Source organism: Acidovorax sp. Leaf73 (genome assembly GCF_916855635.1).
In the GTDB taxonomy this organism is placed as follows: Bacteria; Pseudomonadota; Gammaproteobacteria; order Burkholderiales; family Burkholderiaceae_C; genus Acidovorax; species Acidovorax facilis.
Map to the genome: position 1 here is coordinate 530,949 of NZ_CAKASI010000001.1, position 21,973 is coordinate 552,921.

The window sequence follows — 21,973 nt, forward strand, 5'->3', positions numbered from 1 at the left end:
ACAGAGGCCGCACGCCAGTGCGTCAGTGCGCGTTCTGCGGCCGGGCTTTGTAGAAGGTCAGGGGGATCTCGTTGGCCTGGTTCAGCACCTGGCGCTTGATCTTGCCCACCACATGCATTTCACAGGGCTTGCAGTCAAAGCGCAAGGTCAGCTTCTCCTTGCCGTTGATCAGCATCAAGGGTTCGGCCTTGATGGTGCCTTGCACGCCCGTCACGCCCTTGGCCTGCTTGGGGCACAGGCTCATCGAAAAGCGCACGCAGTGCTTGGTGATCATGAGGCTGACTTCGCCTTCCTCTTCGTGCGCCTCGTAGGCCGCGGCGATCACCTTCACGCCGTGGCGCACGTAGAAGTCGTGGGCCTTGTGGTTGAACACGTTGCCCAGAAAGGAGAGCGTGTCTTCAGGGTAGAGCGCAGGGGGTTCCACGGGCGTGGCGCGTGGCAGGCGGGCGAAGTTGCGGGCGCGGCTGGCTTCCAGGTCGGCTACGGCATCGCGGCGCAGGGCATTGAGCACCGAGGCGGGCACAAACCACGGCTGCGAGAGCTGCAGCGCAATGTCATGCACCGCAAACACCGTGGCGCCAAAGCGGCCCAATTGCTCGCGCAGGCTGGCCTCGGCCTTGGTGGCGTCGGTAGCACTCTGGTGGGGTTGCAGCACGTCGGCGCAGCCCACATTGCCGTCCTCGTCGGTCAGCAGCAGGCTGAAACCCGTGGGCGTTTCGCTCAGTTGCGCCCACAGGCCGATGCGGCGGTCGCTGGATTTTTTCTCCAGCGTGCGCACCCAGTCCATGTCGCGGTTGCGGTTGACCTCGGTGCCCTTGCGCAGGTCCTTGAATCCTTCCATCGGGTCTTTGGGGTACACCCGCCACTGGCCGACGCTGCGGGCCGACACGGGCTCGGCCACGTTGATGGCCATGCCCACCAGCTCCTTGTGCAGGTCGTAGTAGCACAGGCCGTCGCCGTTGTGCAGCACGGTGGCGGGGTCGCTCAGTTCCAGCTCCACAAAGTCTGGGCCCAGCTTGGTTACCCAGCCGATGGCCTGGCCGGGGTTCTTGGGGGTGTCGAATGCGCCGATGTCTTCCTTGCGGCCCGTCACGAAGTAGTCGGTGAACTCGCGGTTGAAGTTCTGCAGCGGGTCGGGCGTGAAGGTGAAGGTGGTACGACCGCTGGACGAGCGCGACAGCGGTCGGCCTTGGGCCTCGCGCTCTTCGATGATCTCGTCGAGCAAGGTGCGGTAGTGGGCGGTGATGTTCTTCACGTAGCCCATGTCCTTGTAGCGCCCTTCGATCTTGAAGCTGCGCACTCCGGCGTCGATGAGCGCGCGCAGGTTGTCGCTCTGGTTGTTGTCCTTCATGGAGAGCACGTGCTTGTCGTGCGCAATGAAGCGGCCCTGCGCATCCGTCACCTGGTAGGGCAGGCGGCAGGCCTGGCTGCAGTCACCGCGGTTGGCGCTGCGGCCGGTCTGCGCATGGCTGATGTTGCACTGGCCGCTGTAGGCCACGCACAGTGCGCCGTGGATGAAGAACTCGATGTTAGCCCGGCCGGGGGCGTCCACTGGCCCCAGGGCCTTGTGCACGGCGGCGATCTGCTGCACCGTGAGCTCACGCGCCAGCACGATCTGCGAGAGGCCTGCGTCCTGCAGAAAGCGCGCTTTTTCGGGCGTGCGGATGTCCGTTTGCGTGCTCGCGTGCAGCTGGATGGGGGGCAGGTCGATTTCGAGCAGGCCCATGTCCTGGATGATGAGGGCGTCGGCACCGGCCTCGTACACCTGCCACGCCATTTTGCGAGCGGCCTCCAGCTCGTCGTCGCGCAGGATGGTGTTGAGCGTGATGAAGATGCGGCTGTTGAAGCGGTGCGCATGCTTCACCAGGCGTTCGATGTCGCGGATGTCGTTGCCCGCACTGGCCCGCGCGCCAAAGGCTGGGCCGCCGATGTAGACGGCATCGGCGCCGTGGTTGATGGCTTCGATGCCGATGTCTGCGTCGCGCGCGGGCGAAAGCAGTTCGAGCTGGTGGGGCAGGAGAGACATGGGGCGTGATTATTTCAGTTTCGCGGTGCCGTGGAGCTTCCGTCGGGTATCGGGCACTGCACTTTTGGTAACCATGTGACGATGCATTGTGCGGTGGGGGTCTGGTACAACGGGCGCAGCGTGCAAGCCTCGGCGGCCACCCCATGGTCTCTGTGAACCGCGTTCTTGCAAGGCCGTCGGCATCGTCGGCCACCCCGTAAAACCCAGTGAAAGGACTCTGATGAGCACCTCCCGCGTGAAGAAGCCCACCCAGCTGACACTGGCGATCAATGACCTCGACTTTTGCTACCTGCCGCCTCGGCTCAGCTTGTCTCCCATGCGGCACAACGACTTGGTCTGCACGGTGGACTGTTCGTGGTTCTTTTCCGAAGGTGCCAACCACATGGTGTTTGCACTGGACTGCACCGGCGGGCAGGGCAGCTACAACCCTCACTGCGGGCCGATCTACCGCCATGGCCAGAACCTTTGGTCCGAGGCCCGGGGCTTCATCATCTTTGCGGACGGCATGGTGATGGCCGAGCGATGGAACGGCACGGCCATGCCGGGGCTGGTGACGGTTACCAACACCTCGGGGGCGATCTTCAACCCGGCGACGCACCCCGTATTCACGCTTCGCGTCCAGGCCGGCTATCGGATGGGTGGGTTTGCCGACCGGATGCGCATCACCATCCACCAGGGCATCGCGGCCGATGGCCCGGTTTTGTTCGAAGGCGAGGTGACCGGGGCCGGGTGGGGCTGGGACTGGACGGGGTCGCACAAAGTGGCCATTGCCGGTATTGGTCCGCACTTCGTGACCCCCAATGACACGGGCTGCGTGGAAGAGCGCGTACCCCGCGACGCACCGAACGCCATCCTGCCGTTTACCAACTTCAAGTTGCGGATGGTGAAAGGTTGAGCGCTTGCCAACGGGCGCGCTGCCGCTCAAAGGGCAGCTTCATAGGGTGACTTCGGCGAATCATCTTGCGCCATTAGCCGTTTTAATGGCCCAGCAAATTACTAAGCTTGCATAGCAATTGGCGACGGCAAGGGAGGATGGTGGCTAGGATGCCGTGCGTTTTGCCCCGAAATGGTGCGCAAAGGCTGCGACTATATTTTTTGGAGATTTCTACCGTGTTCCGAGCTTTCACCCGCCTGCGTCCGTCGTCTTTTCCCTTGTCCGTTGTGCAGCTGGCTGCCGTGGGTGTGTGTGTTGCCGCCGCCACTGCAGCCACCGCACAGGATGTGCAAACCGTCAAGATCGCCCACGCCGGCCCCGTGTCGGGCGGCATTGCCCACATCGGCAAGGACACTGAAAACGGCGTGCGCCTGGCGATTGACGACCTGAATGCCCAAAACCTCGTGATCGGCGGCAAGAAGATCAAGTTTGAAATTGCGGCCGAAGACGACGCGGGCGACCCGCGCCAGGCCACCGCCGTGGCGCAGAAGCTGTGCGACCAGAAGGTGGCGGGCGTGGTGGGCCACCTGCAATCGGGCACGTCCATCCCCGCATCGGCCATCTATGCCAAGTGCGACCTGCCGCACATCACGGCATCGGCCTCCAATCCTGACCTGACCAAACCCGGCCACAAGACCACCTTCCGCCTGATCGCCAACGACAACGCGCTGGGCGCGGCGCTGGCCCTGTTTGGTGCCGACCATCTCAAGCTCAAGAGTGTGGCCATCATCGACGACCGCACGGCCTACGGCCAGGGCGTGGCCTCGGTCTTCAAGGCCACGGCGCAACAAAAGGGCCTGAAGGTGGTGGCTGAGGAGTTCACCAACGACAAGGCCACCGACTTCATGGCCATCCTCACCGCCATCAAGAACAAGAAGCCCGATGCGATCTTCTACGGCGGCCTGGACGCGCAGGCCGGCCCCATGCTGCGCCAGATGGAGCAGCTGGGCCTGGGCAATGTGAAGTTCTTTGGCGGCGACGCGCTGTGCACCGAAAAGCTGCCCGAGCTGTCGGGCAAGACCCCCGCCCTGAAGAACGTGACCTGCGCCACAGGCGGTGCATCGGTGGACAAGATGCAGGGCGGCGCCGACTGGAAGAAGCGCTACGACGCCAAGTTCCCTGGCCAGTTCCAGATCTACAGCCCCTATGCCTATGACGCCGCCATGGTGCTGGCCGACGCCATGAAGCGCGCCAATTCGGTGGACCCGAAGGTGTTTACCCCCTTCCTGGCCAAGACCGAATACAAGGGCGTGACCGCCAACATCGCCTTCACCGCCAAGGGCGAGCTGACGACGCCCGCCGTGACGCTCTACACCTTCAAGGACGGCAGCCGCGTGGCGCTGAACTGAGGGGTCGCCCGCGCATGGATCGGTGCCGGTGGACTCGGGCACCCGATGGCCCTGCCTGCAGAGTGGAAGCGGAGCTTCAGTCAGTCCCTCGGACCGCCCGCGCGGGCCGCTCCGGGGCTGGTGCCGTAGTGCCGCCGGAACAGTCGTGCCAGGCTGCTGGCGTTGCCCAGACCCACCTCGTCAGCGATGGCGGAGAGGCTGTGGTGTGAATGGGTTACGCGCCAGTGGGCGTGTTCCATGCGCATCGCTGTCCAGTGGTTGTGAGCGCTGTGGCCGAAGCGCTCGGTGAACAACCGATCCAGCTGTCGGCGGCCAATGCCGATGCGCTCGGCGATGCTGGCCACGGTAAGGCCGTCGGCCATGGAGGTGCGCATCAGCGCGACCGCACGCACCAGGTGGCGGCCCAGGTCCGGCCCGCCGCCTTCCATCGATTGCAGGTGGTGCCCCTGGTGGCGTGGTTCGTCCACCAGCATGTCGGCCAAGCCCTTGAAGGCGCGCTCCCGGCCGCAGTGGCGTGACAGCAACTCCACCGCCATGTCGATGGCCGCGGTGCCGCCCGCGCAGGTGATGCGGTCGCGGTCAAAGCAATAGATCTGCTCGCTGGCCACCGCTATGCGTGGGAAGGCATGGCGGAACTCGGTCACATGGCGCCAATGCAGCGCCACGCGGCGGCCTTTGAGCAGACCCGCCTCGGCGAGCAAAAAGCTGGCGTTGTCGATCGCCACGAGGGGCAGGCCCCGCGCTGCAGCCTGTCGCAGCACGGGCCCATGGGTGTGCACATGTCCCAGCGACGCTTGCACCGTGCGGCTGCCAAACACCACCAGATAGTCGAATGCCGCCAGGTCCACGGAGTCAGGCGTGGCCTCCATCGTCACCTGCACCCCGCTGCTGGACACCACGGGCGCGCTGTCGACGCCCATCAGCGTCCAGGCGCAGTAGCGCTGGCGGCTGCGGTCCGCTTCGTCGGCCGAAAAGCGCAGCTTGTCCAGAAACGCGCCAAATGGCAGCAGCGCGAAGTCGGGTAGCGGCATCAAGAGCAGGCGTACGTCGGGGCGCTGGAGAGGGCGGTCGTTGGCGGTGCTCATAAGGTATCCATTTTGGTATCAAAAATAGCCAGATTGGATTGCATACCACGGACAGGAGGCGCCTAGACTCCAGACCATGCTTTTCCAAGAAGGGTGCTGCGATGGAACTGAAAATATGGCTCGTCTACCTGTTGGCGGTCATCGGGCTGTCCTTGACCCCGGGGCCCAACAGCCTGCTGGTGCTGGCCCATGGCGCGCTGCATGGGCGCGTGCGCACGCTGTGGACCATTGCGGGCGGGGCGGTGGGCTTTGTGAGCCTGATCGGGCTGTCCATGCTGGGCATCGGCGCGCTGCTGCAGTCGTCGGCCCACGCGCTCACGGTGATGAAATGGGTGGGCGGGGCGTATCTGGTGTGGCTGGGCATCCAGCTGTGGCGGGCGCCAGCCATGCAGGTGCAGGCCTTGCCCCGTGCTGCGGGACCGGCATCGGTGACGGGCGGCAGGATGTTTCGCCAAGGGCTGCTGGCAGCCATTTCTAACCCCAAGGTGCTGCTGTTCTATGGTGCCTTCCTGCCACAGTTCATCGCGCCGGGGCGCGACCTGTGGGTGCAGTTCGTGATCATGGCGGGCACCTTCGCGGCGGTCGAATGCCTGGTCGAATTCGGCCTGGCGAGCCTGGCGCACCGCATCCGGCCCTGGTTGCAGCGCACGGGCCGCAAGTTCAACCGTGCCTGCGGCGGGTTGTTCGGCCTGATGGGGGCGGCGCTGCCCATGACGCACTGACTGAAGGCAGGGAAGGCCTTGCCCGGTTTACAGTGCAGTCCTGCACAGCATAGGGAGCACAGGCATGCGGGGATTGTTTGGTTTGGTGGGGCTGGTTGTGGTGCTGGCCATCGTGGGCCTGTTGGCCAAGAAGCAGTTGTCGGCCACGCGCGCCCCGGTGCCCGCGCTGCAGACGGCGCCCAGGGCTGACCCTGCGTCGGCACCGCCTGTCACCGTGCGCGACCAGAGTCAGCAGATCCAGCAGCAGGTCAAGCAGCAGGTGGAAGGCCTGATGCAGCAAGCCCGGCCCATGCCCGACGAAGAAAAATAAGCCAAATTGGCCCCTGGCGCCTGTATATCAAGCGCTAGTAGCTATCATTTAAATAGCAATGACCCTTGACCAAGATTTGCACTGGATGCGCCTGGCCCTGGCCGAGGCGCAGGCAGCCGCGCAAGCGGGTGAGGTGCCTGTGGGCGCCATCGTGGTCAAGGACGGCCAGGTCATCGCCACGGGCCGCAATGCCCCCGTGGAGGGCCACGACCCCACGGCCCACGCCGAGATCGTGGCCCTGCGCGCGGCGGCGCAGCGGCTGGGTAACTACCGGCTCGACGGCTGCAGCCTCTACGTCACGCTGGAGCCTTGTGCCATGTGCAGCGGCGCCATGCTGCATGCGCGGCTGGCGCGGGTGGTGTACGGTGCGGCAGATCCCAAAACAGGCGCGGCCGGTTCGGTGCTCAACCTGTTCGGGCATCCCGAGATCAACCACCAGACCCAGGTGCGAGGCGGGGTGCTGCCCGAAGAATGTGGCGGTCTGCTCAGCGGCTTTTTCCGCCAGCGCCGCCATCAGCAACGGACCGAGGCACTGGCCCGCCATCCGTTGCGGGACGACGCTTTGCGCACGCCCGATGCGGCGTTTGCCAACGTGCCCGGCTACCCCTGGGCGCCTCACTACATCAGCGACCTGCCCAGCCTGGCGGGCCTGCGTTTGCACACCCTCGACGAAGGTCCTCGCGATGCGCCCCGCACTTGGCTGTGCCTGCATGGCAACCCGGCCTGGAGCTACCTGTACCGGCGCATGCTGCCCACCTTTCTGGCTGCAGGCGACCGCGTGGTGGCGCCCGACCTGATTGGCTTTGGGAAAAGCGACAAGCCCAAGAAAGAGGGCGCCCACCAGTTCGAATGGCACCGCCAGGTGCTGCTGGAGCTGGTGAAGCGGCTCGATCTGTGCAACGTGGTGCTGGTGGTGCAGGACTGGGGCGGCATCCTGGGCCTGACGCTGCCCATGGCCATGCCGGATCGTTTTGACGGCCTGCTGGTGATGAACACCCTGCTGGCCACGGGTGATGCGCCACTGCCTGCCGGATTTGTCGACTGGCGTGCCATGTGCCGCGACAAGCCGCTGTATGGAGTAGGGCGCCTGCTGGCGCGTGGCAACCCGCATCTGACGGCGGCGGAGTGCGCTGCCTACGATGCGCCGTTCCCGGACAAAGGCTACCGCGCCGCGTTGCGGGCCTTTCCAGAACGCGTGCCCGCTGATGCGGGTGACCCGGGCGCCGCCGTGTCGCGCGCGGCCCGCGATTTTTGGCAGCACCAGTGGCAGGGCCGCAGCCTGATGGTGGTGGGTGCGCAGGACCCGGTGCTGGGCCTGCCCACCATGCGGGCGCTGCAGCAGTGCATCCAAGGCTGCCCCGAGCCCATCGTGCTGCCCCAGGCCGGCCACTTTGTGCAGGAGCATGGCGAGGCCATTGCCGCACAGGCTGTGGAATACTTCGCGCACTGACTTGTCCGCTGGCGCCGCCTGACTGCATGTGGCGCCCGGCATTCCCCCTGTTTACGGAGCAGGCCCCTCGGCGGGTCTGAGCGCTTTGCACGACCACCATCACGACCCTTCCCATTGCGACCACGACCACGGTCCCAAACACATCTATATCTATTCGCCCTCCAGCGCCGTGCGCGACAAGGCCGCCTTCAAGCGCGGCATTGCCCGGCTCAAGGCCCTAGGCCATGAGGTCGAGGTGGATGAGGACGCGCTGGCCACCCACACCCGCTTTGCGGGCGACGACGCCACCCGGCTGGCAGCCATCCACCGCGCTACGGCCAGCGGCGCCGATGTGGCGCTGATCTCGCGCGGGGGCTACGGCCTGTCGCGCATCCTGCCGGGCATCCGCTACAAGGCGGTGGCCAAGGCGATTGAAAAGGGCATGCACTTTGTGGGCGTGAGCGATTTCACCGCCTTCCAGCTGGCCGTGTTGGCCAAGACGGGGGCCACCACCTGGGCGGGGCCATCGCTGGGGGCTGACTTTGGTGTGGCGGGCGAGCCCGACGACATCATGGAAGCCTGCTTTGACGACCTGCTGACTGGCCACGGCGAAGGCACAGGCTGGCGCATGAACAAAGAGCAGCCCAACGCCGCCACGGGCAAGCCCGCTGTACCCAATGTCTATGTGAAAAGCGCCACGCTGTGGGGTGGCAACCTGGCGGTGCTGGCATCGCTGGTGGGCACGCCGTATTTCCCGCAGGTCAAGGGCGGCGTGCTGTTCATCGAAGACGTGCACGAGCACCCCTACCGCATCGAACGCATGCTGACCCAGCTGCTGCACGCCGGTGTGCTGGCCCAGCAGAAGGCTGTGGTGCTGGGGCAGTTCACCAACTTCAAGCTGGCACCGCATGACAAGGGCTACAAGCTGCAGTCGGTGGTGGACTGGCTGCGCACCCAGATCAAGGCGCCGGTGCTGACCAACCTGCCGTTTGGGCATGTTGAAACGAAGGTGCTGTTGCCCGTGGGCGCCATGGTGTCACTGTCGGTGGAAGAGCGCGATGCGCTGATCTACTGGGGGCACCAGCACTGACGCGGTGAGGCCTTCACCCGCATGACACCGCCACAACGGCGGTTTGCCACGCGCGTGTGGTGCGCGTCAGGAGGGGGTGTGAGGGGCGGCCTGCGCCGGGCGCAGTGCGCGTGGGAGCTGCCCCTGGAACAGCTGGGTGACCTGATCGATCACGCCCCGGGCACCGTGCTCGCCCCGCAGCGGTACCAGCGTGCTGAAAAGGTCGGTGCGCAGGTACCACAGGGCCTCGATGTCGCCGGCATAACGCAGCCGCATGTTCATGCGCGCCACGTCGGAGCCGGTCATGCCGACCAGGCTCTGCAGCATGGCCCGGCGCACTTCTTCCAGCCCCTGGTTGCGCACCCATGCCGTGGACGACGGCTTGTCACGGCCCAGCAGGTCGTGAAGGTTGTTGCGGAGAGTCGGCTTGTTCCAGCGCATGGCGGGGTGAGGGCGGGCTTTTTGTAACAGGGACGGCCAAAGTAAGCGGGAGCGAGGTGCAGCGCAAGGGGCGTGCTCCTGTTTTTGCATAAAGACAACAACTTGCCCCGGCTTGTTGCGAATTTTTACGTGTTGGTGGATTTTCAGGCGACCGGGGTTGCTCCTCCCTTTCGCGACGCTGACGATGTGCGGAGTCGTTGTGGTGAACGTTGCAACCGCGCCTTTCGCTGCGGCTGCGGCCTCAGGCAACACTTGTTGGCGCTTTGAAGGGTGCGCAGCCAGGGCGCTTGCACTAAACTGATTCACATGATGTTACCAACGGGCCCGCGTTCATGAGTGTGTTGTCGACGATGGTCTTTGCGGACATCTCAGGCAGCACTGCCTTGTATGAAGCGCTGGGCAACGAACGCGCTACCGAGGCCGTGACGCAGGTCACCCAGTGGATTGGTGACACCATCGAGGCCCACGGCGGCCGGGTGGTCAAGAAGCTCGGGGATGGGGTGCTGGGGGTCTTTGGCGATGCCTCCAGTGCGGTGTCTGCTATGGCCACCATGCTGCGCCAGCACAAGGTCCGCCTGGACCGCTGGCCCCACCCCTTGCGCATGGAGATCCGCGTGGGCGTGGCCAGCGGCGAAGTGGTGGATGTGGATGGCGATTGTTATGGCGATGCCGTCAACGTGGCTTCCCGGCTGTGCGAACGGGCCGGGCCCGCTGAAATCTGGGCTACCGAAACCACCGTGCTGCTTGCGGGCACGGCGCCCGATGTCTGGTACCGCAAGCTGGGCATGATGGACATTCGGGGCAAGGCCGAGTTGCTCATGCTCTACCACGTCGAATGGCGTGAGGACGAAGCGCCCGATTCCCTCACCATGCAGGCGGCACTGGTCAGCAACTTTGCACCGGTCGATTCCATCCTGGGGCAGATCCAGTTCTCCTGGCATGGGGTGGACCGCACCTTCACCTCGTCGGATGCCCCGGTCATGGTGGGGCGGGCCGAGCATGCCCAGCTGCGCATCAACGACCCGCGCGTGTCGCGCCTGCATGCGCGAATCGACTGGCGCAACAGCGGGTTCGTGCTGACCGACATGAGCAGCTTTGGAACCTGGGTGCGGTTCGAGGGCAGCGACTCGCCCGTGCGCTTGCGGCGCGATGCCTGCATCCTGCATGGCGCGGGGCACATTGCGCTGGGCGTTTCGTTCAACGAGCCCAGTGCGCCGGTCATGAGCTTTCATGTGGCGGGCGGCAGTGTGCATTTGAGCTGACACGCGCAGAGCTGGCGGCTCCTTCTGCATTGCAGTGTGGCCGCAGCGCGGGCGCGGAGCCACCATGGCTTTGCGTGCACAACATCAACAACAAGACCAACGGCAGGAGACAAGAAACATGGCATGGATGAAGCGGACAGCCCTCGGGCTGGTGGCAGTGGCGCTGCTGGCAGGCGCGGGCGCGGCGGTGTATGTGCAGCGCAGCTTTGCACAACTCGATGGTTCCCTGGCTGTGGCGGGGCTCAGCGAAGCAGTACAGGTGCGGCGCGATGGCGCCGATGTCACCCACATCCAGGCTCAGACCCCGCAGGATGCCTGGTTTGCAATGGGCTATGTACATGCGCAGGAACGCACCTGGCAGTTGGAATTCAACCGCCGGGTCATGCACGGCCAGCTGTCCGAGGTTTTTGGCCCTGCCACGGTCGAGACCGACAAGCTCATGCGCAGCCTGGACATCATGGGTGTGGCCCGGCGGCAGTACGCTGGGCTGCCGCTGTATGCCCAGGAGGCCTTGCAGGCCTACAGCAAGGGCATCCATGCCTTCCACCAGAAACGTCCCCAGGCCTTGCCACCGGAGTTTCTGGTGCTGGGCGTGCAACCCGGAGGCGCCGCAGGCGCGGTGTGGGAGCCCGAGGACAGCGTGGGCTGGGCGCTGATGATGGCGCTGGACCTGGGTGGCAATTGGGGCACCGAGTTCGCACGCCTGTCGGTGGCGCGCACGCTGGACACCGACCGGCTGTGGCAACTGATACCACCCTATCCGGGGGAGCCGCCCGCTGCGTCCGCAGACCTGGCGGCGCTGTATCGCCAGCTGGGGGTTTATCGTGCACCTGCCGCCGGTGCTGCAGCGGCTGCTGTGGCGCCAGCCAACGGCGAAGGTCCGTTGTCCCGGCAGATCAGCGCCGGCATGCTGGCCTGGGCCGACGAGCTGACCCGCAACGCAGGCACCAACGAGGGCAAGGGCAGCAACAACTGGGTGATTGCGGGCACCCGCACCGTGAGCGGCAAGCCGCTGCTGGCCAACGACCCGCACCTGGGCCTGTCGGCCCCCGCCATCTGGTACTTTGCTAGCCTGCAGGCCCCTGCGGGCAAGGCGTCTGACGGTACGCCCTTGGGCCCCATTGATGCCGTAGGCGCCACCTTGCCTGGCATGCCCTTCGTGGTGCTGGGCCGCACCGACAAAGTGGCCTGGGGCTTTACCAACACCGGTCCCGATGTGCAGGACCTGTATCTTGAGCAGATCAACCCGGCGGACGCCACGCAGTACCGCACCCCAGACGGCTGGGCGCCGTTCACGGTGCGCAACGAAACCATCCGCGTCAAGGGCGAGGCCGACCTGCAACTGCAGTTGCGCAGCACGCGCCACGGCCCCGTGCTGAGCGACGTTCAGAAGTCGCACGCCGAGGTGCTGGACCTGGGCAAATATGTGATCGCGCTGCGCTGGAGCGCGCTGGACGATGACAATCAGACCGTGCTGGCGGGCTTCAAGACCAACCAGTCCAAGAGCGTGGATGAGCTCTTTGCGGGGCTGGCGCACTACCACTCGCCGATGCAAAGCGTGGTGGCTGCGGACGACCAGGGCAACATCCGTTTCAAGGCCGCAGGCCGTGTGCCGCTGCGCGATGCCGCCAACGACATTCGGGGCGTGGCGCCTTCGCCGGGCTGGGACGCGCGCTACGACTGGAAGGGCTGGCTGCCGTATGAGCAAACCCCGCAGGATGACGGTGTCAGCGGAGGGGCGGGCGTCCAGGGCGCCCGGGGCTGGATCGCCACGGCCAACCAGCGCGTGACGGCGCCAGGCTACCCCCACTTTCTGACGCAGGACTGGGCCTTGCCCTACCGCTACGAACGCATTGCGCAGCTCATCGAGGCCACGCCCAAGCACGACGCGGCCAGCATGCAGGCCATCCACCGCGACGTGACCTCGCTCGCCACGCGGCGCCTGCTGCCGCACCTGCAGCAGGCGCAGTCCACGCACCCGCTGGCCGCCGCTGCGCAGAAAGAGCTGCAGGGCTTTGACGGCGTGATGGACGCGAGCCGCGCCGCGCCGCTGATCTTTGTGGCCTGGACGGACGAATTGGCACGCGGCCTCATCATTCCGCGCATTGGCGAAGACCGGTTCACCGCCACGTATGGCAAGCGCGACTACCGCGCGGCCATTGAAGGCATTCTGGAGCGCAATGACACCTGGTGGTGCCAGCCCGCATCGTGTGCCGAGCAATCTGCCGCTGCCCTCGGCCGCGCGCTCGACCGCCTGCAGGCTGCGTATGGCGCAGACCCGGCCCAGTGGCGCTGGGGCGCGGCGCACCCGGCACTCAGCGCGCACCGGCCCTTCGGCAACGTGCCCGCACTCGCGCGTTTCTTCGATGTGAGCGTGCCCTCGCACGGCGATTCGTACACCGTGAACGTGGGCCAGTACAACGCGGGCGAAGCCTCTGGCCCGTACGTGAACCGCCACGCCGCCTCGCTGCGCGCGGTGTACGACCTGGCCGATCTGGAACAGTCGCGCTTCATTTACCAAACCGGCCAGAGCGGGCTGGTGTTCTCGCCGCGCTACCGCGACATGAGCACCACCTGGGCCGAGACCGGCTATCGCGCGCTGCAGCGACAGCCCGCGCGCTGGATGCACGAGCTCACACTCACGCCTTCCACTGCCGCCAGCACGGCCGCTGCTGCGCAGTGATGCAGGCTGCAAGAAAGCACACCATGGGTTTTGTACCGTTGATCGAAGTCAACCGCGGCGGACTGGTCGAATGCCAGCACTGGGGCGCAGTGGCCGTGGCCGACCGCGACGGCAGGGTATCCGCCCAGGTGGGTGACCCGTACACCGTCACTTTCACCCGCTCCACCATCAAGGCGTTCCAGGCGCTGCCTTTCATGCAGTCGGGCGGAGCCCGCGCACTGGGCTGGGGGCAGGGCGAGCTGGCGCTGCTGTGCGCCAGCCACAACGGCGAGCCCATGCATGTGGCGCAGGCCGAGCGTATGCTGGCCAGCGTGGGCAAGGACTACCACGCGCTGCGCTGCGGGTGCCACCGGCCGCTGTTTGCCGAGCTGGGGCTCGCCTCGCTGCCACAAGGTTTTGTGCCAGACGAACGCCACAACAACTGCAGCGGCAAACACACGGGCTTCGTCGCGCACTGCGTGCAACAAGGCTTGCCGCTGGACGATCACCTCGACCCAGCGCATCCGCTGCAGGTGGCCGTTCGCGACCACGTTGCGCAAGCGGTGGGGCTGGCACCAGAACAGCTGGCCATGGGCATTGACGGCTGCTCGGCGCCCAACTACGCCATGCCGCTGGCCAGCTTGGCCCGGGGCTACGCTCGCCTGGCCGGTGGCGCACCGGACACGAACCTGGACCAGAGCCTTACCGAACTGGCCGATGCCATGGTCGCCCGGCCCGAGCTGGGCTCGGGCACCGGCCGGCACGACCTGGACTTCATGCGTGTGGGTGAGGGCGACTGGGTATCCAAGACCGGCGCCGACGGCGTGCAGGTGGTGGGCAGCCGTAGCCGGGGCGAGGCCTTCGCGCTCAAGGTCATGGACGGCAACATGGTGGCGCAGGTGGCCGCCGCAGTGGAGGTCATGGACCAGCTCGGCTGGCTCGACGCCCGGCAGCGCGAGGCACTGGCGCCGCGCCGGTCGGGCCGTATCCTCAATGCCCGGGGCCTGGAGGTCGGCGGACGCAGGGCCGTGTTCCAGCTACGGCCTGTCTGAACCGGGAAGCCTGACGCCGCGCGGCGGCAGGCCGGATTCGAAAAATCAAGTAAAAAATGGCCCTAGCGCTTTATGGGTAAGAGCTGGCAGCTATAAAAAAAGTAGCAAATGGCTCTGTGTCCGGCAGCACATACACCACGCCGCGTGCCTGGCCGAACACAGGCGCGATGAACTGGTTGTAGAACGCCTCGGGTGCGTTCACGCAGCCGTAGCTGATGCGCTTGTCGCTCACGCCCCGGCTTGCCAGGCGTTGCTGGCGGCGCTCAGCGGCATGAACGCTGCGCACGCGGTGCAGCGAGACGGCGGATTCATAGTCGATCCACACAATGTCGTCGCCGCGCAGGTTTCGCCCGGGTTCTGTCACGAACCGGCCAGCGGGCGTGGTGCGTTCCTCCGGGCGGATCTGTGACAGTGGCCGCTGCCCAATGTCCGGCGCAGACCGGTCGCCCAGCGCCGCGCCCAGCAGCACCGGAGCACTGCTCAGCCACTGCCCCTGGGCCGAGAACACATGGATGCGGGCGGCGGGCTTGTCGATCACGGCAAAAGGCAGACCCTGGTGGTCGCCGGTTTCGGTGGCCCAGCGCACCAGCTGGCGGGCCGTGGCCGAGGTGTCCCTGGGCAATTCCGCTGCGGCCGCAGGCAAGGTCCCCAGTACACCCGCAGCAGCCATGGCGGTCAGGGCAAAACGGCGGTTCATAGTCAAAAGTGGCATGTCGTTCATCCAAGCGCCGTACCAGGCCCCCACCTGCCGAAACTGGCGCGCCCCAGGCCAGTGCACCCGTGGATCTGGCTTTGCCAGTCCACCGGGTGCGTCCCCCTCAGGGGAAGGCGCCGCAGGCGACTCAGGGGGAATTTCAATTTTCGCCCAATAATGCCTGTACCCGCGACTCTTGCGAAGCCTTGCGCTTCGGCCTCTCATGTTTGACCGCCTCCGCAAAGCATTCGGTACTTCCGGCTCCCCGGGTTCGGACCTGGGCCGGCCTGCCACCAACCGGGACGTGGCCCGCTGGGCTGCGAAACAGCAACTGGCCATCGTGGCACATTCCACCGAGGGGCATTTCGATCTGGGCGGTGACATCCACGGCCACCCGTGGCGGCTGGAATGCGGCGCACCCACACGCGACTATGTGACGGGCCTGGAGCTGCGCGGGCGCGCCGACGTGGGCGCCGACCCCGATGCCGCCGTGATGGTGATCAACCGTCCCTTGCAGGAAATTCTGGAAGGCACGGCCTACACCGCCATCACCGATACGCTGCAGACCGCGGTGAGCAGCAGCCTGCCCGAAGAAATGCGCTGGTTGTCCATGTACGAGGAAATGGCCTGGCCCGGCCTGCCCGTGTCATTCCGCGAGCACTTCGCGGTGGTGGCAGAGCGCATTGAGCTGGCCCAGCGCTGGATCCATGCGCCCGTGGTCTCGCAGCTGCTCAATGCCGTGGAGGGGGAAGGGGGCTCTGAACGGGCGAAATCGCCCATGGTGCTGATGCTGGCGCGTGGCAAGGTCTACCTGCGCATGGAGCACACGCAGCGCAGCCTCGCCGAGATCGCGCATGCCAAGCAACTTCTGCTGGTGGCCGGGCAGGCGGCCCTGCAGAACCTGCCGCCCATGTCGGTGGCGGGGCCAGACGACGTGCCGAACATCACCCGGTAGCGTTCCAGCCAGCGCCTGCGCCAAAGAAAACGCACAACGGAGCCTGTGGCCCCGTTGTGTGTTCTGCAATATGTTCCCGCAGGTTATGACGCTGGCACGCTGCAAGCCAATGCTCTGCGCAAGGGTCGCCCAGCCGCGTTGGGTGCGGTTCCCTCCCGCGCGTAGTGCGAGAGAGGAGGGGGAAAGGCCCAAGGGCCCTCTGGGGGGATTTCCAGTCAGCTTCCCCGGGTGACGGGCACGGCCGCATCACGGCCGTAGGTACCGTACTTGCCCAGCTCCCACTTGGCAATGGCGTTGCGATGCACCTCGTCCGGGCCGTCTGCAAAGCGCAGCGTGCGTGCACCGGCGTAGGCATAGGCCAGCGGGAAGTCGTCAGACATGCCGCCGCCGCCATGCACCTGCATGGCCCAGTCAATCACCTGGCAGGCCATGCTGGGTGCCACGACCTTGATCATGGCGATCTCGGTCTTGGCGACCTTGTTACCAGCCACATCCATCAGCCAGGCGGCCTTGAGCGTGAGCAGGCGCGCCATGTCGATCTTGCAGCGGGCTTCGGCAATGCGCTCTTGTGTCACGGTCTGCTGGGCCACGGTTTTGCCAAACGCCACGCGCGACGAAGCACGCTTGCACATCAGCTCCAGCGCGCGCTCGGCCAGGCCGATCAGGCGCATGCAGTGGTGGATACGCCCGGGGCCGAGGCGGCCTTGAGCGATCTCGAAGCCACGGCCTTCCCCCAGCAGGATGTTGGAGACGGGCACGCGCACGTTCTCGAACGTCATCTCTACGTGGCCGTGGGGCGCATCGTCATAGCCCAGCACGTTCAGCGGGCGGACGATGGTGATGCCCTTGGCATCGGCGGGTACCAGCACCATGCTCTGCTGCGAATGGCGGGGTGCGTCGGGGTCTGTCTTGCCCATGGTGATGAACACTGCACAGCGCGGGTCGGCCGCGCCGGAGATCCACCATTTGCGGCCATTGATCACGTACTCGTCGCCCTGGCGCTCGATGCGCGTCTCGATGTTGGTGGCGTCGCTCGATGCCACGTCGGGCTCGGTCATCGCAAAGGCCGAGCGGATCTTGCCGTCGAGCAGCGGCTTGAGCCAGCGGGCCTTGTTGGCTTCGTCGCCGTAGCGGGCAATGGTCTCCATATTGCCGGTGTCGGGTGCCGAGCAGTTGAACACCTCGCTGGCCCATGGCACACGGCCCATGATTTCGGCCAGCGGTGCGTATTCCTGGTTGGTCAGGCCCGCGCCTTCGTAGCCCGAGGCGGCGGCGCTATCGACCGGCAGAAACAGGTTCCACAACCCGGCAGCCTGCGCCTTGGGCTTGAGGTTCTCGATGGTGTTCAGCGCGCTCCAGCGCTTGCCTGCGGCTGTGTTGGCGGCCAGTTCGTCTTTGTAGGCAGACTCGTTCGGATAGATGTAGTCATCCATGAACTGGAGCAGCTTGGCCTGCAGTTCCTTGGTTTTGGGCGAGTAGTCAAAGTCCATGGGTTTCTTCTCCGTTGGTAATCGAGGGGCGGCGCTTGTACTTGCGTCGTGTGTTTAGCCGCGCTGGGCAAACGACCAGGCCAGTTGTGCCATGGGCCGCGCGGTGTCGCCCGATGCCTTGGCCTGCGCGCTGGAGGCTGTGCCGGCCTCCACCCGCTTGGCAATGCCTTGCAGGATGGCCGCGATGCGGAACATGTTGTAGGCGAGGTAGAAGTTCCAGTCGGCACGCAGTGCCTCGGGCGTTGTGATGCCGGTGCGCTCGCAGTACAGGCGGATATAGGTGTCTTCGTCGGGGATGCCCAGCGCGGCCAGGTCCAGCCCTGCGATGCCGCGCCCGAGCGAGGCGGGGATGTGCCAGCTCATGCAGTGGTAGCTGAAGTCCGCCAGCGGATGGCCCAGCGTGGACAACTCCCAGTCGAGCACGGCAATCACGCGCGGCTCGGTGGGATGGAACATCAGGTTGTCCAGGCGGTAGTCGCCGTGCACGATGGACACATGGCCCTCGTCCCGCGCGCTGGCGGGCATGTTGGCGGGCAACCACTCCATGAGGCGGTCCATCTCTTCGATGGGCTGCGTGATAGACGCCACGTATTGCTTGCTCCAACGGCCGATCTGGCGGTCAAAGTAGTTGCCGGGCTTGCCATAGCTGGCCAGGCCCCGGTCTGCAAATTTCACCGTGTGCAGTGCGGCAATCACGCGGTTCATCTCGTTGTAGATGTCGCCGCGCTCGGCTGGCGTCATGTCGGGCAGAGATTGATCCCACAGCACGCGGCCCTGCATGCACTCCATCACGTAGAAGGCGCGGCCGATGACGGATTCGTCCTCGCACAGCACAAACATGCGGGGAACGGGAACGTCGGTGCCATACAGGCCGCTCATCACCGCAAACTCTCGCTCGATGGCGTGGGCAGAAGGCAGCAGTTTGGCCACGGGGCCAGGCTTGGCCCGCATCACGTAGCTGGCACCGGGCGTGATGAGCTTGTAGGTGGGGTTGGACTGCCCCCCTTTGAACATTTCCACGGTCAGGGGGCCTACGAAGCCTTCCATGTTCCGTGCAAGCCACGCGGTCAGCGCTTCGGTATCAAAGGCGTGCTGATCGGAAACAGGACGGGTGCCGACGAAATGGTCAAAGTTGCTCATGGAGGAATGGGGGAGAGGTTCGGTCAGTCAACGAGTCAGTTGTCGGTTTCAGCAATGCGCATCAGGGCTTCGCGGTCACGCACCACCAGTCCGCCCGGCTCGATGCGAATGGCGTCCTCGCGCTCCATGGCCTTGAGTTCCTGGTTCACGCGTTGGCGCGATGCGCCCAAGAGCTGCGCCAGTTCTTCCTGCGCCAGTTGCAGGCTGATGCGCATCTCGCTGCCGTCCGACAGGCTGGGCACGCCGTAGCTGCGCACCAGGTGCACAAGCTGCTTGGCCAGGCGCGAGCGCAAGGGCAGGGTGTTGAGGTCTTCCACCAGCCCGAACAGCTGGCGAATGCGCCGCGCATGCAGTCGCAGCATGGCTTCGTACAGCTCGGTGTGCACCGCCAGAATCTTGCGGAAATCGGCCTTGGCCACACACAGGATCGTGGTGTCGCCATGCGCGTAGGCGTCGTGTGTGCGCCGGTCCCCGTCGAAGATCGCCACGTCGCCGAACCAGATGCCCGGCTCCACATAGGTCAGCGTGATCTGCTTGCCCGAGATGGAGGTCGAGCTCACCCGCACCGCACCGCGCGCGCAGGCAATCCACTCCTCGGGCGGATCTCCGCGTGCGGCAATGAGGCCGCCGTCCTTGAAGCGTTTGACGTATGCACATCTGAGGATGTCGTGGCGTAGAGAAGGTGAGAGAGATGAAAACCAGCGACCTGAGTTGATCGCTTCACGTTCTTCGATAGTAAGAATCGGGTCGTCCATGGCCTGTCTTTTGGGTGACTAGAAACAGACCCATTGTCGCGTCAGGGACCTTCGTGCTGCGTCAGGGTTGTCACCTGCGTGTCTGCGCTGTGGGCGCCCAAAAGAAAACCCCCGGACGCTGCAGCGCAGCGGGCCGGGGGATGGTGCGTGGCGGTGGGTGCTCTGTGGGTACGGCACCCAGGTCCAATGCTATTCGTAGCGGGGCACGCGTTTCTCTAGGAAGGCAGAAATACCGGCCCCGCCGTTCGCATGGTGCAGGTTCTTCACGAAATGGTCGCGCTCATGGGCCAGGTGGTGTGTGAGCTGGGCATGGGGCGCTTCGTTGAGCAGCTCCTTGATGCTCGCGAGGGCATTGGGTGCACGCGCGTTGAGCTGCTCGGCCAGTGCCAGGGCGGTCTCCAGCGCGCTGCCGGTTTCTGCAATGCGGTTGACCACCCCGAGAGCGTGCAGGCGTTCTGCGCTGATGCGGTCACCACACATGAGGATCTCGGTTGCCACTTGGCGGGGCAGGGCGTGCGACAGGCTCCAGCTGGCGCCGCCATCGGGCGACAGGGCCACATTGCTGTAGGCCATCACAAACACCGCGTTGCGGGCCGCCACGATGAAGTCGCAGGCCAATGCCAATGAAAAGCCCGCACCGGCCGCTGCGCCTTCCACGGCTGCAATCACAGGCTTGGGGTAGGTGCGGATGGTCTCGATCCAGTTGTGCAGGCCTTCAATGCTCTGTGCCTGTACCTCGGGGGCTTCCTGGCGGTTGGCCAGCAGGCGCTGCAGGTTGCCGCCCGAGCAGAACATGCCATCGGCCCCCGTGATGACCACGCTGCGAATGTCAGGGCTGCTTTCGGCCACACCCAGCGCCTCCACGCCCGCTGCGTACATCACCGGGTCGATGGCGTTGCGCCGCTCAGGGTTGCGAAGGGTCAGGATCAGGGTCTGGCCCTGGCTGGTGCTCTGGAGTTCTGCGGGCATGGTGGCCTTGGTTGGGGAGCGGCTCTTGCTCTGTTCGCGCGATCAGGCTTCTTCGACGTGGGTCAGGCTCAGGCCGATGGCGCCGCGCCTGCGCAGCCAGGGGCTCGGGCGGTAGCGTGTGTCGCCGTACACGGTCTGCATGTTGAACAACACTTCGAGGATGTTGGTCGGCCCCCAGCGGTCGCCCATGGCCAGGGGGCCCAGGGGGTAACCCAGGCCCAGTGTCACAGCGGTTTCCAGATCCTTGGGGGAGCAGATGCCTTGCTGGCAGATGTCGCTGGCGATGTTGACGATGGTGGCCACCACACGCTGCGTGACAAAGCCGCCGCTGTCGCGGATCACGCTCACGGCCTTGCCGTCGCGGGCAAACAGCGCATGCGCTGCGTTGCGGATGTCCACGCGGGTGGCGGGGTTGGTGGCCAACACGCGGCGCTTGGTAGCGGCGTCGTCGATCAGCATGTCGATGCCGATGGTGCGCGCCGGGTCCAGGCGCTCCACGACCGCCACGGTGGTGATGTCAAACCCCAGCGGCGCGACCAGCGTGATGGCCTGGGGCGAGGGCGACTGGCCGGTTTCGATGGTGGCGCCCAGGTCCTTGAGCAGCTGGTACAGCTCCGCGCGCCGCGCGGCACGGGGCGAGACCCACACGGGGGGAATCTCTGCCACCACGGGCGGCGGCGCCTCTGCCGGTATCTGCGCCACGCCGTCCACGTAGCGGTAAAAGCCTTCGCCCACCTTCTTGCCCACCACGCCGCCTGCCAGGCGCTGCGCGGTGATCACACTGGGGCGAAAGCGCGGCTCGTCGTAGTACTGGCGGTAGATGGATTCCATCACCGGGTGGGAGACGTCCAGCGCCGTCAGGTCCATCAATTCAAATGGTCCGAGCTTGAAGCCGACCTGGTCGCGCAGGATGCGGTCGATGGTGGAGAAGTCGGCCACGCCTTCGCCCACGATGCGCAGGGCCTCTGTGCCAAAGCCGCGCCCGGCGTGGTTCACGATGAAGCCGGGGGTGTCTTGTGCCTGAACGGGGGTGTGTCCCATTTCCCTCGCATACGTGGCCAGGGCGTTGCACACGGCTGCATCCGTCTTTAGCCCGGCAATCACTTCCACCACCTTCATGAGCGGCACGGGGTTGAAGAAGTGGAAACCTGCCAGGCGCTCGGGCCGCTGCAGGCCCGCGCCGATGGCGGTGACCGAGAGGGATGAGGTATTGGTGGCCAGCACCGCATCCGGGCGCACCACAGCTTCCAGTTCGGCGAACAGCGTCTTCTTCACATCCAGCCGCTCCACGATGGCTTCTACCACGAGGTCGCAGCCTGCCAGGTCGGCTACGACCTTGACGGGGTGCAGCCGCGCGGTCAGGTCACCGGCCTGCGCGGCATCGATGCGGCCTTTGGCCACCAGTTTGTTCCATTGCTCCTGGAGCGCCGCCTTGGCCGCATCGGCGGCGCCGGGGTTGGCATCAAGCAGAAAAACCTGGCTGCCAGCCTGTGCGGCGATTTGTGCAATGCCCCGACCCATGGCGCCGGTGCCCACGATAGCGATGTTGGGAAACTGAATTTTCATAGCGCCATTATGGCTCTGGCGTTGCGCGGGACTTATGTGCAAGAATGGGTTGCACCAAAAACA

General features: G+C 65.6%; 19 protein-coding genes. 10 read left to right on the top strand and 9 right to left on the bottom strand.

What is annotated here, in order from left to right; all coding sequences use genetic code 11:
• Positions 1 to 22: 22 nt before the first annotated feature.
• The gene (locus LPA35_RS02570) at positions 23 to 2,026 is read right to left on the bottom strand and encodes a U32 family peptidase (RefSeq protein ID WP_228894871.1); all 2,004 of its coding nucleotides are present in this window, start codon (positions 2,024 to 2,026) and stop codon (positions 23 to 25) included.
• Positions 2,027 to 2,246: 220 nt separating this feature from the next.
• Between LPA35_RS02570 and LPA35_RS02575 the strand changes: the two genes are divergently transcribed.
• Both LPA35_RS02575 and LPA35_RS02580 read left to right on the top strand, forming a co-directional pair.
• A complete protein-coding gene (locus LPA35_RS02575) occupies positions 2,247 to 2,921 on the top strand; it encodes a hypothetical protein (protein WP_228894873.1) in 675 nt (224 codons plus the stop codon).
• Between the two features lie 257 nt (positions 2,922 to 3,178).
• Positions 3,179 to 4,309: a branched-chain amino acid ABC transporter substrate-binding protein gene (locus tag LPA35_RS02580; RefSeq protein WP_176888919.1), complete on the top strand. Its 1,131-nt coding sequence runs from the start codon at positions 3,179 to 3,181 to the stop codon at positions 4,307 to 4,309.
• Between the two features lie 80 nt (positions 4,310 to 4,389).
• Here the strand turns inward: LPA35_RS02580 and LPA35_RS02585 are convergent, their stop codons facing one another.
• Positions 4,390 to 5,394, bottom strand: coding sequence for a GlxA family transcriptional regulator (locus tag LPA35_RS02585; RefSeq protein WP_228894875.1), 1,005 nt, complete (start codon positions 5,392 to 5,394; stop codon positions 4,390 to 4,392).
• Positions 5,395 to 5,495: 101 nt separating this feature from the next.
• Here LPA35_RS02585 and LPA35_RS02590 point away from each other — a divergent pair, with 101 nt between their 5' ends.
• The 4 genes from LPA35_RS02590 to LPA35_RS02605 all read left to right on the top strand — a co-directional run bounded on the left by LPA35_RS02590 (position 5,496) and on the right by LPA35_RS02605 (position 8,945).
• On the top strand, positions 5,496 to 6,116 hold the full coding sequence (locus LPA35_RS02590) for a LysE family translocator (protein WP_121506701.1): 621 nt from the start codon (positions 5,496 to 5,498) through the stop codon (positions 6,114 to 6,116).
• Between the two features lie 64 nt (positions 6,117 to 6,180).
• Positions 6,181 to 6,426 (top strand): hypothetical protein, encoded by a 246-nt coding sequence (locus LPA35_RS02595; protein ID WP_228894877.1) that lies wholly within the window; start codon positions 6,181 to 6,183, stop codon positions 6,424 to 6,426.
• 58 nt (positions 6,427 to 6,484) lie between these two features.
• A complete protein-coding gene (gene tadA, locus LPA35_RS02600) occupies positions 6,485 to 7,876 on the top strand; it encodes a tRNA adenosine(34) deaminase TadA (protein WP_228894878.1) in 1,392 nt (463 codons plus the stop codon).
• Between the two features lie 85 nt (positions 7,877 to 7,961).
• Positions 7,962 to 8,945 (top strand): LD-carboxypeptidase, encoded by a 984-nt coding sequence (locus LPA35_RS02605; protein ID WP_228894879.1) that lies wholly within the window; start codon positions 7,962 to 7,964, stop codon positions 8,943 to 8,945.
• 66 nt (positions 8,946 to 9,011) lie between these two features.
• Here the strand turns inward: LPA35_RS02605 and LPA35_RS02610 are convergent, their stop codons facing one another.
• Positions 9,012 to 9,365 carry a hypothetical protein gene (locus LPA35_RS02610; RefSeq protein WP_228894880.1) on the bottom strand — a complete coding sequence of 118 codons (354 nt, stop codon included), beginning with the start codon at positions 9,363 to 9,365 and terminating at the stop codon, positions 9,012 to 9,014.
• A 332-nt stretch (positions 9,366 to 9,697) separates the two neighbouring features.
• Here LPA35_RS02610 and LPA35_RS02615 point away from each other — a divergent pair, with 332 nt between their 5' ends.
• The 3 genes from LPA35_RS02615 to LPA35_RS02625 all read left to right on the top strand — a co-directional run bounded on the left by LPA35_RS02615 (position 9,698) and on the right by LPA35_RS02625 (position 14,341).
• Entirely contained in the window at positions 9,698 to 10,627 is a 930-nt protein-coding gene (locus LPA35_RS02615) for an adenylate/guanylate cyclase domain-containing protein (RefSeq protein ID WP_199727006.1), read from the top strand.
• Between the two features lie 118 nt (positions 10,628 to 10,745).
• The gene (locus LPA35_RS02620) at positions 10,746 to 13,310 is read left to right on the top strand and encodes a penicillin acylase family protein (RefSeq protein ID WP_228894881.1); all 2,565 of its coding nucleotides are present in this window, start codon (positions 10,746 to 10,748) and stop codon (positions 13,308 to 13,310) included.
• Between the two features lie 23 nt (positions 13,311 to 13,333).
• Positions 13,334 to 14,341 carry an asparaginase gene (locus LPA35_RS02625; RefSeq protein ID WP_228894882.1) on the top strand — a complete coding sequence of 336 codons (1,008 nt, stop codon included), beginning with the start codon at positions 13,334 to 13,336 and terminating at the stop codon, positions 14,339 to 14,341.
• 70 nt (positions 14,342 to 14,411) lie between these two features.
• Here LPA35_RS02625 and LPA35_RS02630 read toward each other — a convergent pair whose 3' ends face one another.
• Positions 14,412 to 15,038, bottom strand: a complete 627-nt coding sequence (locus LPA35_RS02630) for a hypothetical protein (protein ID WP_370641363.1) — start codon at positions 15,036 to 15,038, stop codon at positions 14,412 to 14,414.
• 220 nt (positions 15,039 to 15,258) lie between these two features.
• On the opposite strand from LPA35_RS02630, the gene LPA35_RS02635 reads away from it, so the two are divergent.
• On the top strand, positions 15,259 to 15,990 hold the full coding sequence (locus tag LPA35_RS02635) for a hypothetical protein (RefSeq protein WP_055393843.1): 732 nt from the start codon (positions 15,259 to 15,261) through the stop codon (positions 15,988 to 15,990).
• 215 nt (positions 15,991 to 16,205) lie between these two features.
• Here LPA35_RS02635 and LPA35_RS02640 read toward each other — a convergent pair whose 3' ends face one another.
• From LPA35_RS02640 to LPA35_RS02660, 5 genes are all read right to left on the bottom strand, one after another.
• Positions 16,206 to 17,480: an acyl-CoA dehydrogenase family protein gene (locus tag LPA35_RS02640; protein WP_228894884.1), complete on the bottom strand. Its 1,275-nt coding sequence runs from the start codon at positions 17,478 to 17,480 to the stop codon at positions 16,206 to 16,208.
• 54 nt (positions 17,481 to 17,534) lie between these two features.
• On the bottom strand, positions 17,535 to 18,620 hold the full coding sequence (locus tag LPA35_RS02645) for a phosphotransferase (protein ID WP_121506693.1): 1,086 nt from the start codon (positions 18,618 to 18,620) through the stop codon (positions 17,535 to 17,537).
• Positions 18,621 to 18,655: 35 nt separating this feature from the next.
• Entirely contained in the window at positions 18,656 to 19,375 is a 720-nt protein-coding gene (locus LPA35_RS02650) for a Crp/Fnr family transcriptional regulator (RefSeq protein WP_055393849.1), read from the bottom strand.
• A 189-nt stretch (positions 19,376 to 19,564) separates the two neighbouring features.
• Positions 19,565 to 20,344, bottom strand: a complete 780-nt coding sequence (locus LPA35_RS02655; RefSeq protein ID WP_055393851.1) for an oxepin-CoA hydrolase, alternative type — start codon at positions 20,342 to 20,344, stop codon at positions 19,565 to 19,567.
• Positions 20,345 to 20,386: 42 nt separating this feature from the next.
• Complete coding sequence (locus tag LPA35_RS02660; protein ID WP_228894885.1) at positions 20,387 to 21,910, bottom strand: 3-hydroxyacyl-CoA dehydrogenase; 1,524 nt, start codon at positions 21,908 to 21,910, stop codon at positions 20,387 to 20,389.
• Positions 21,911 to 21,973: the final 63 nt, after the last annotated feature.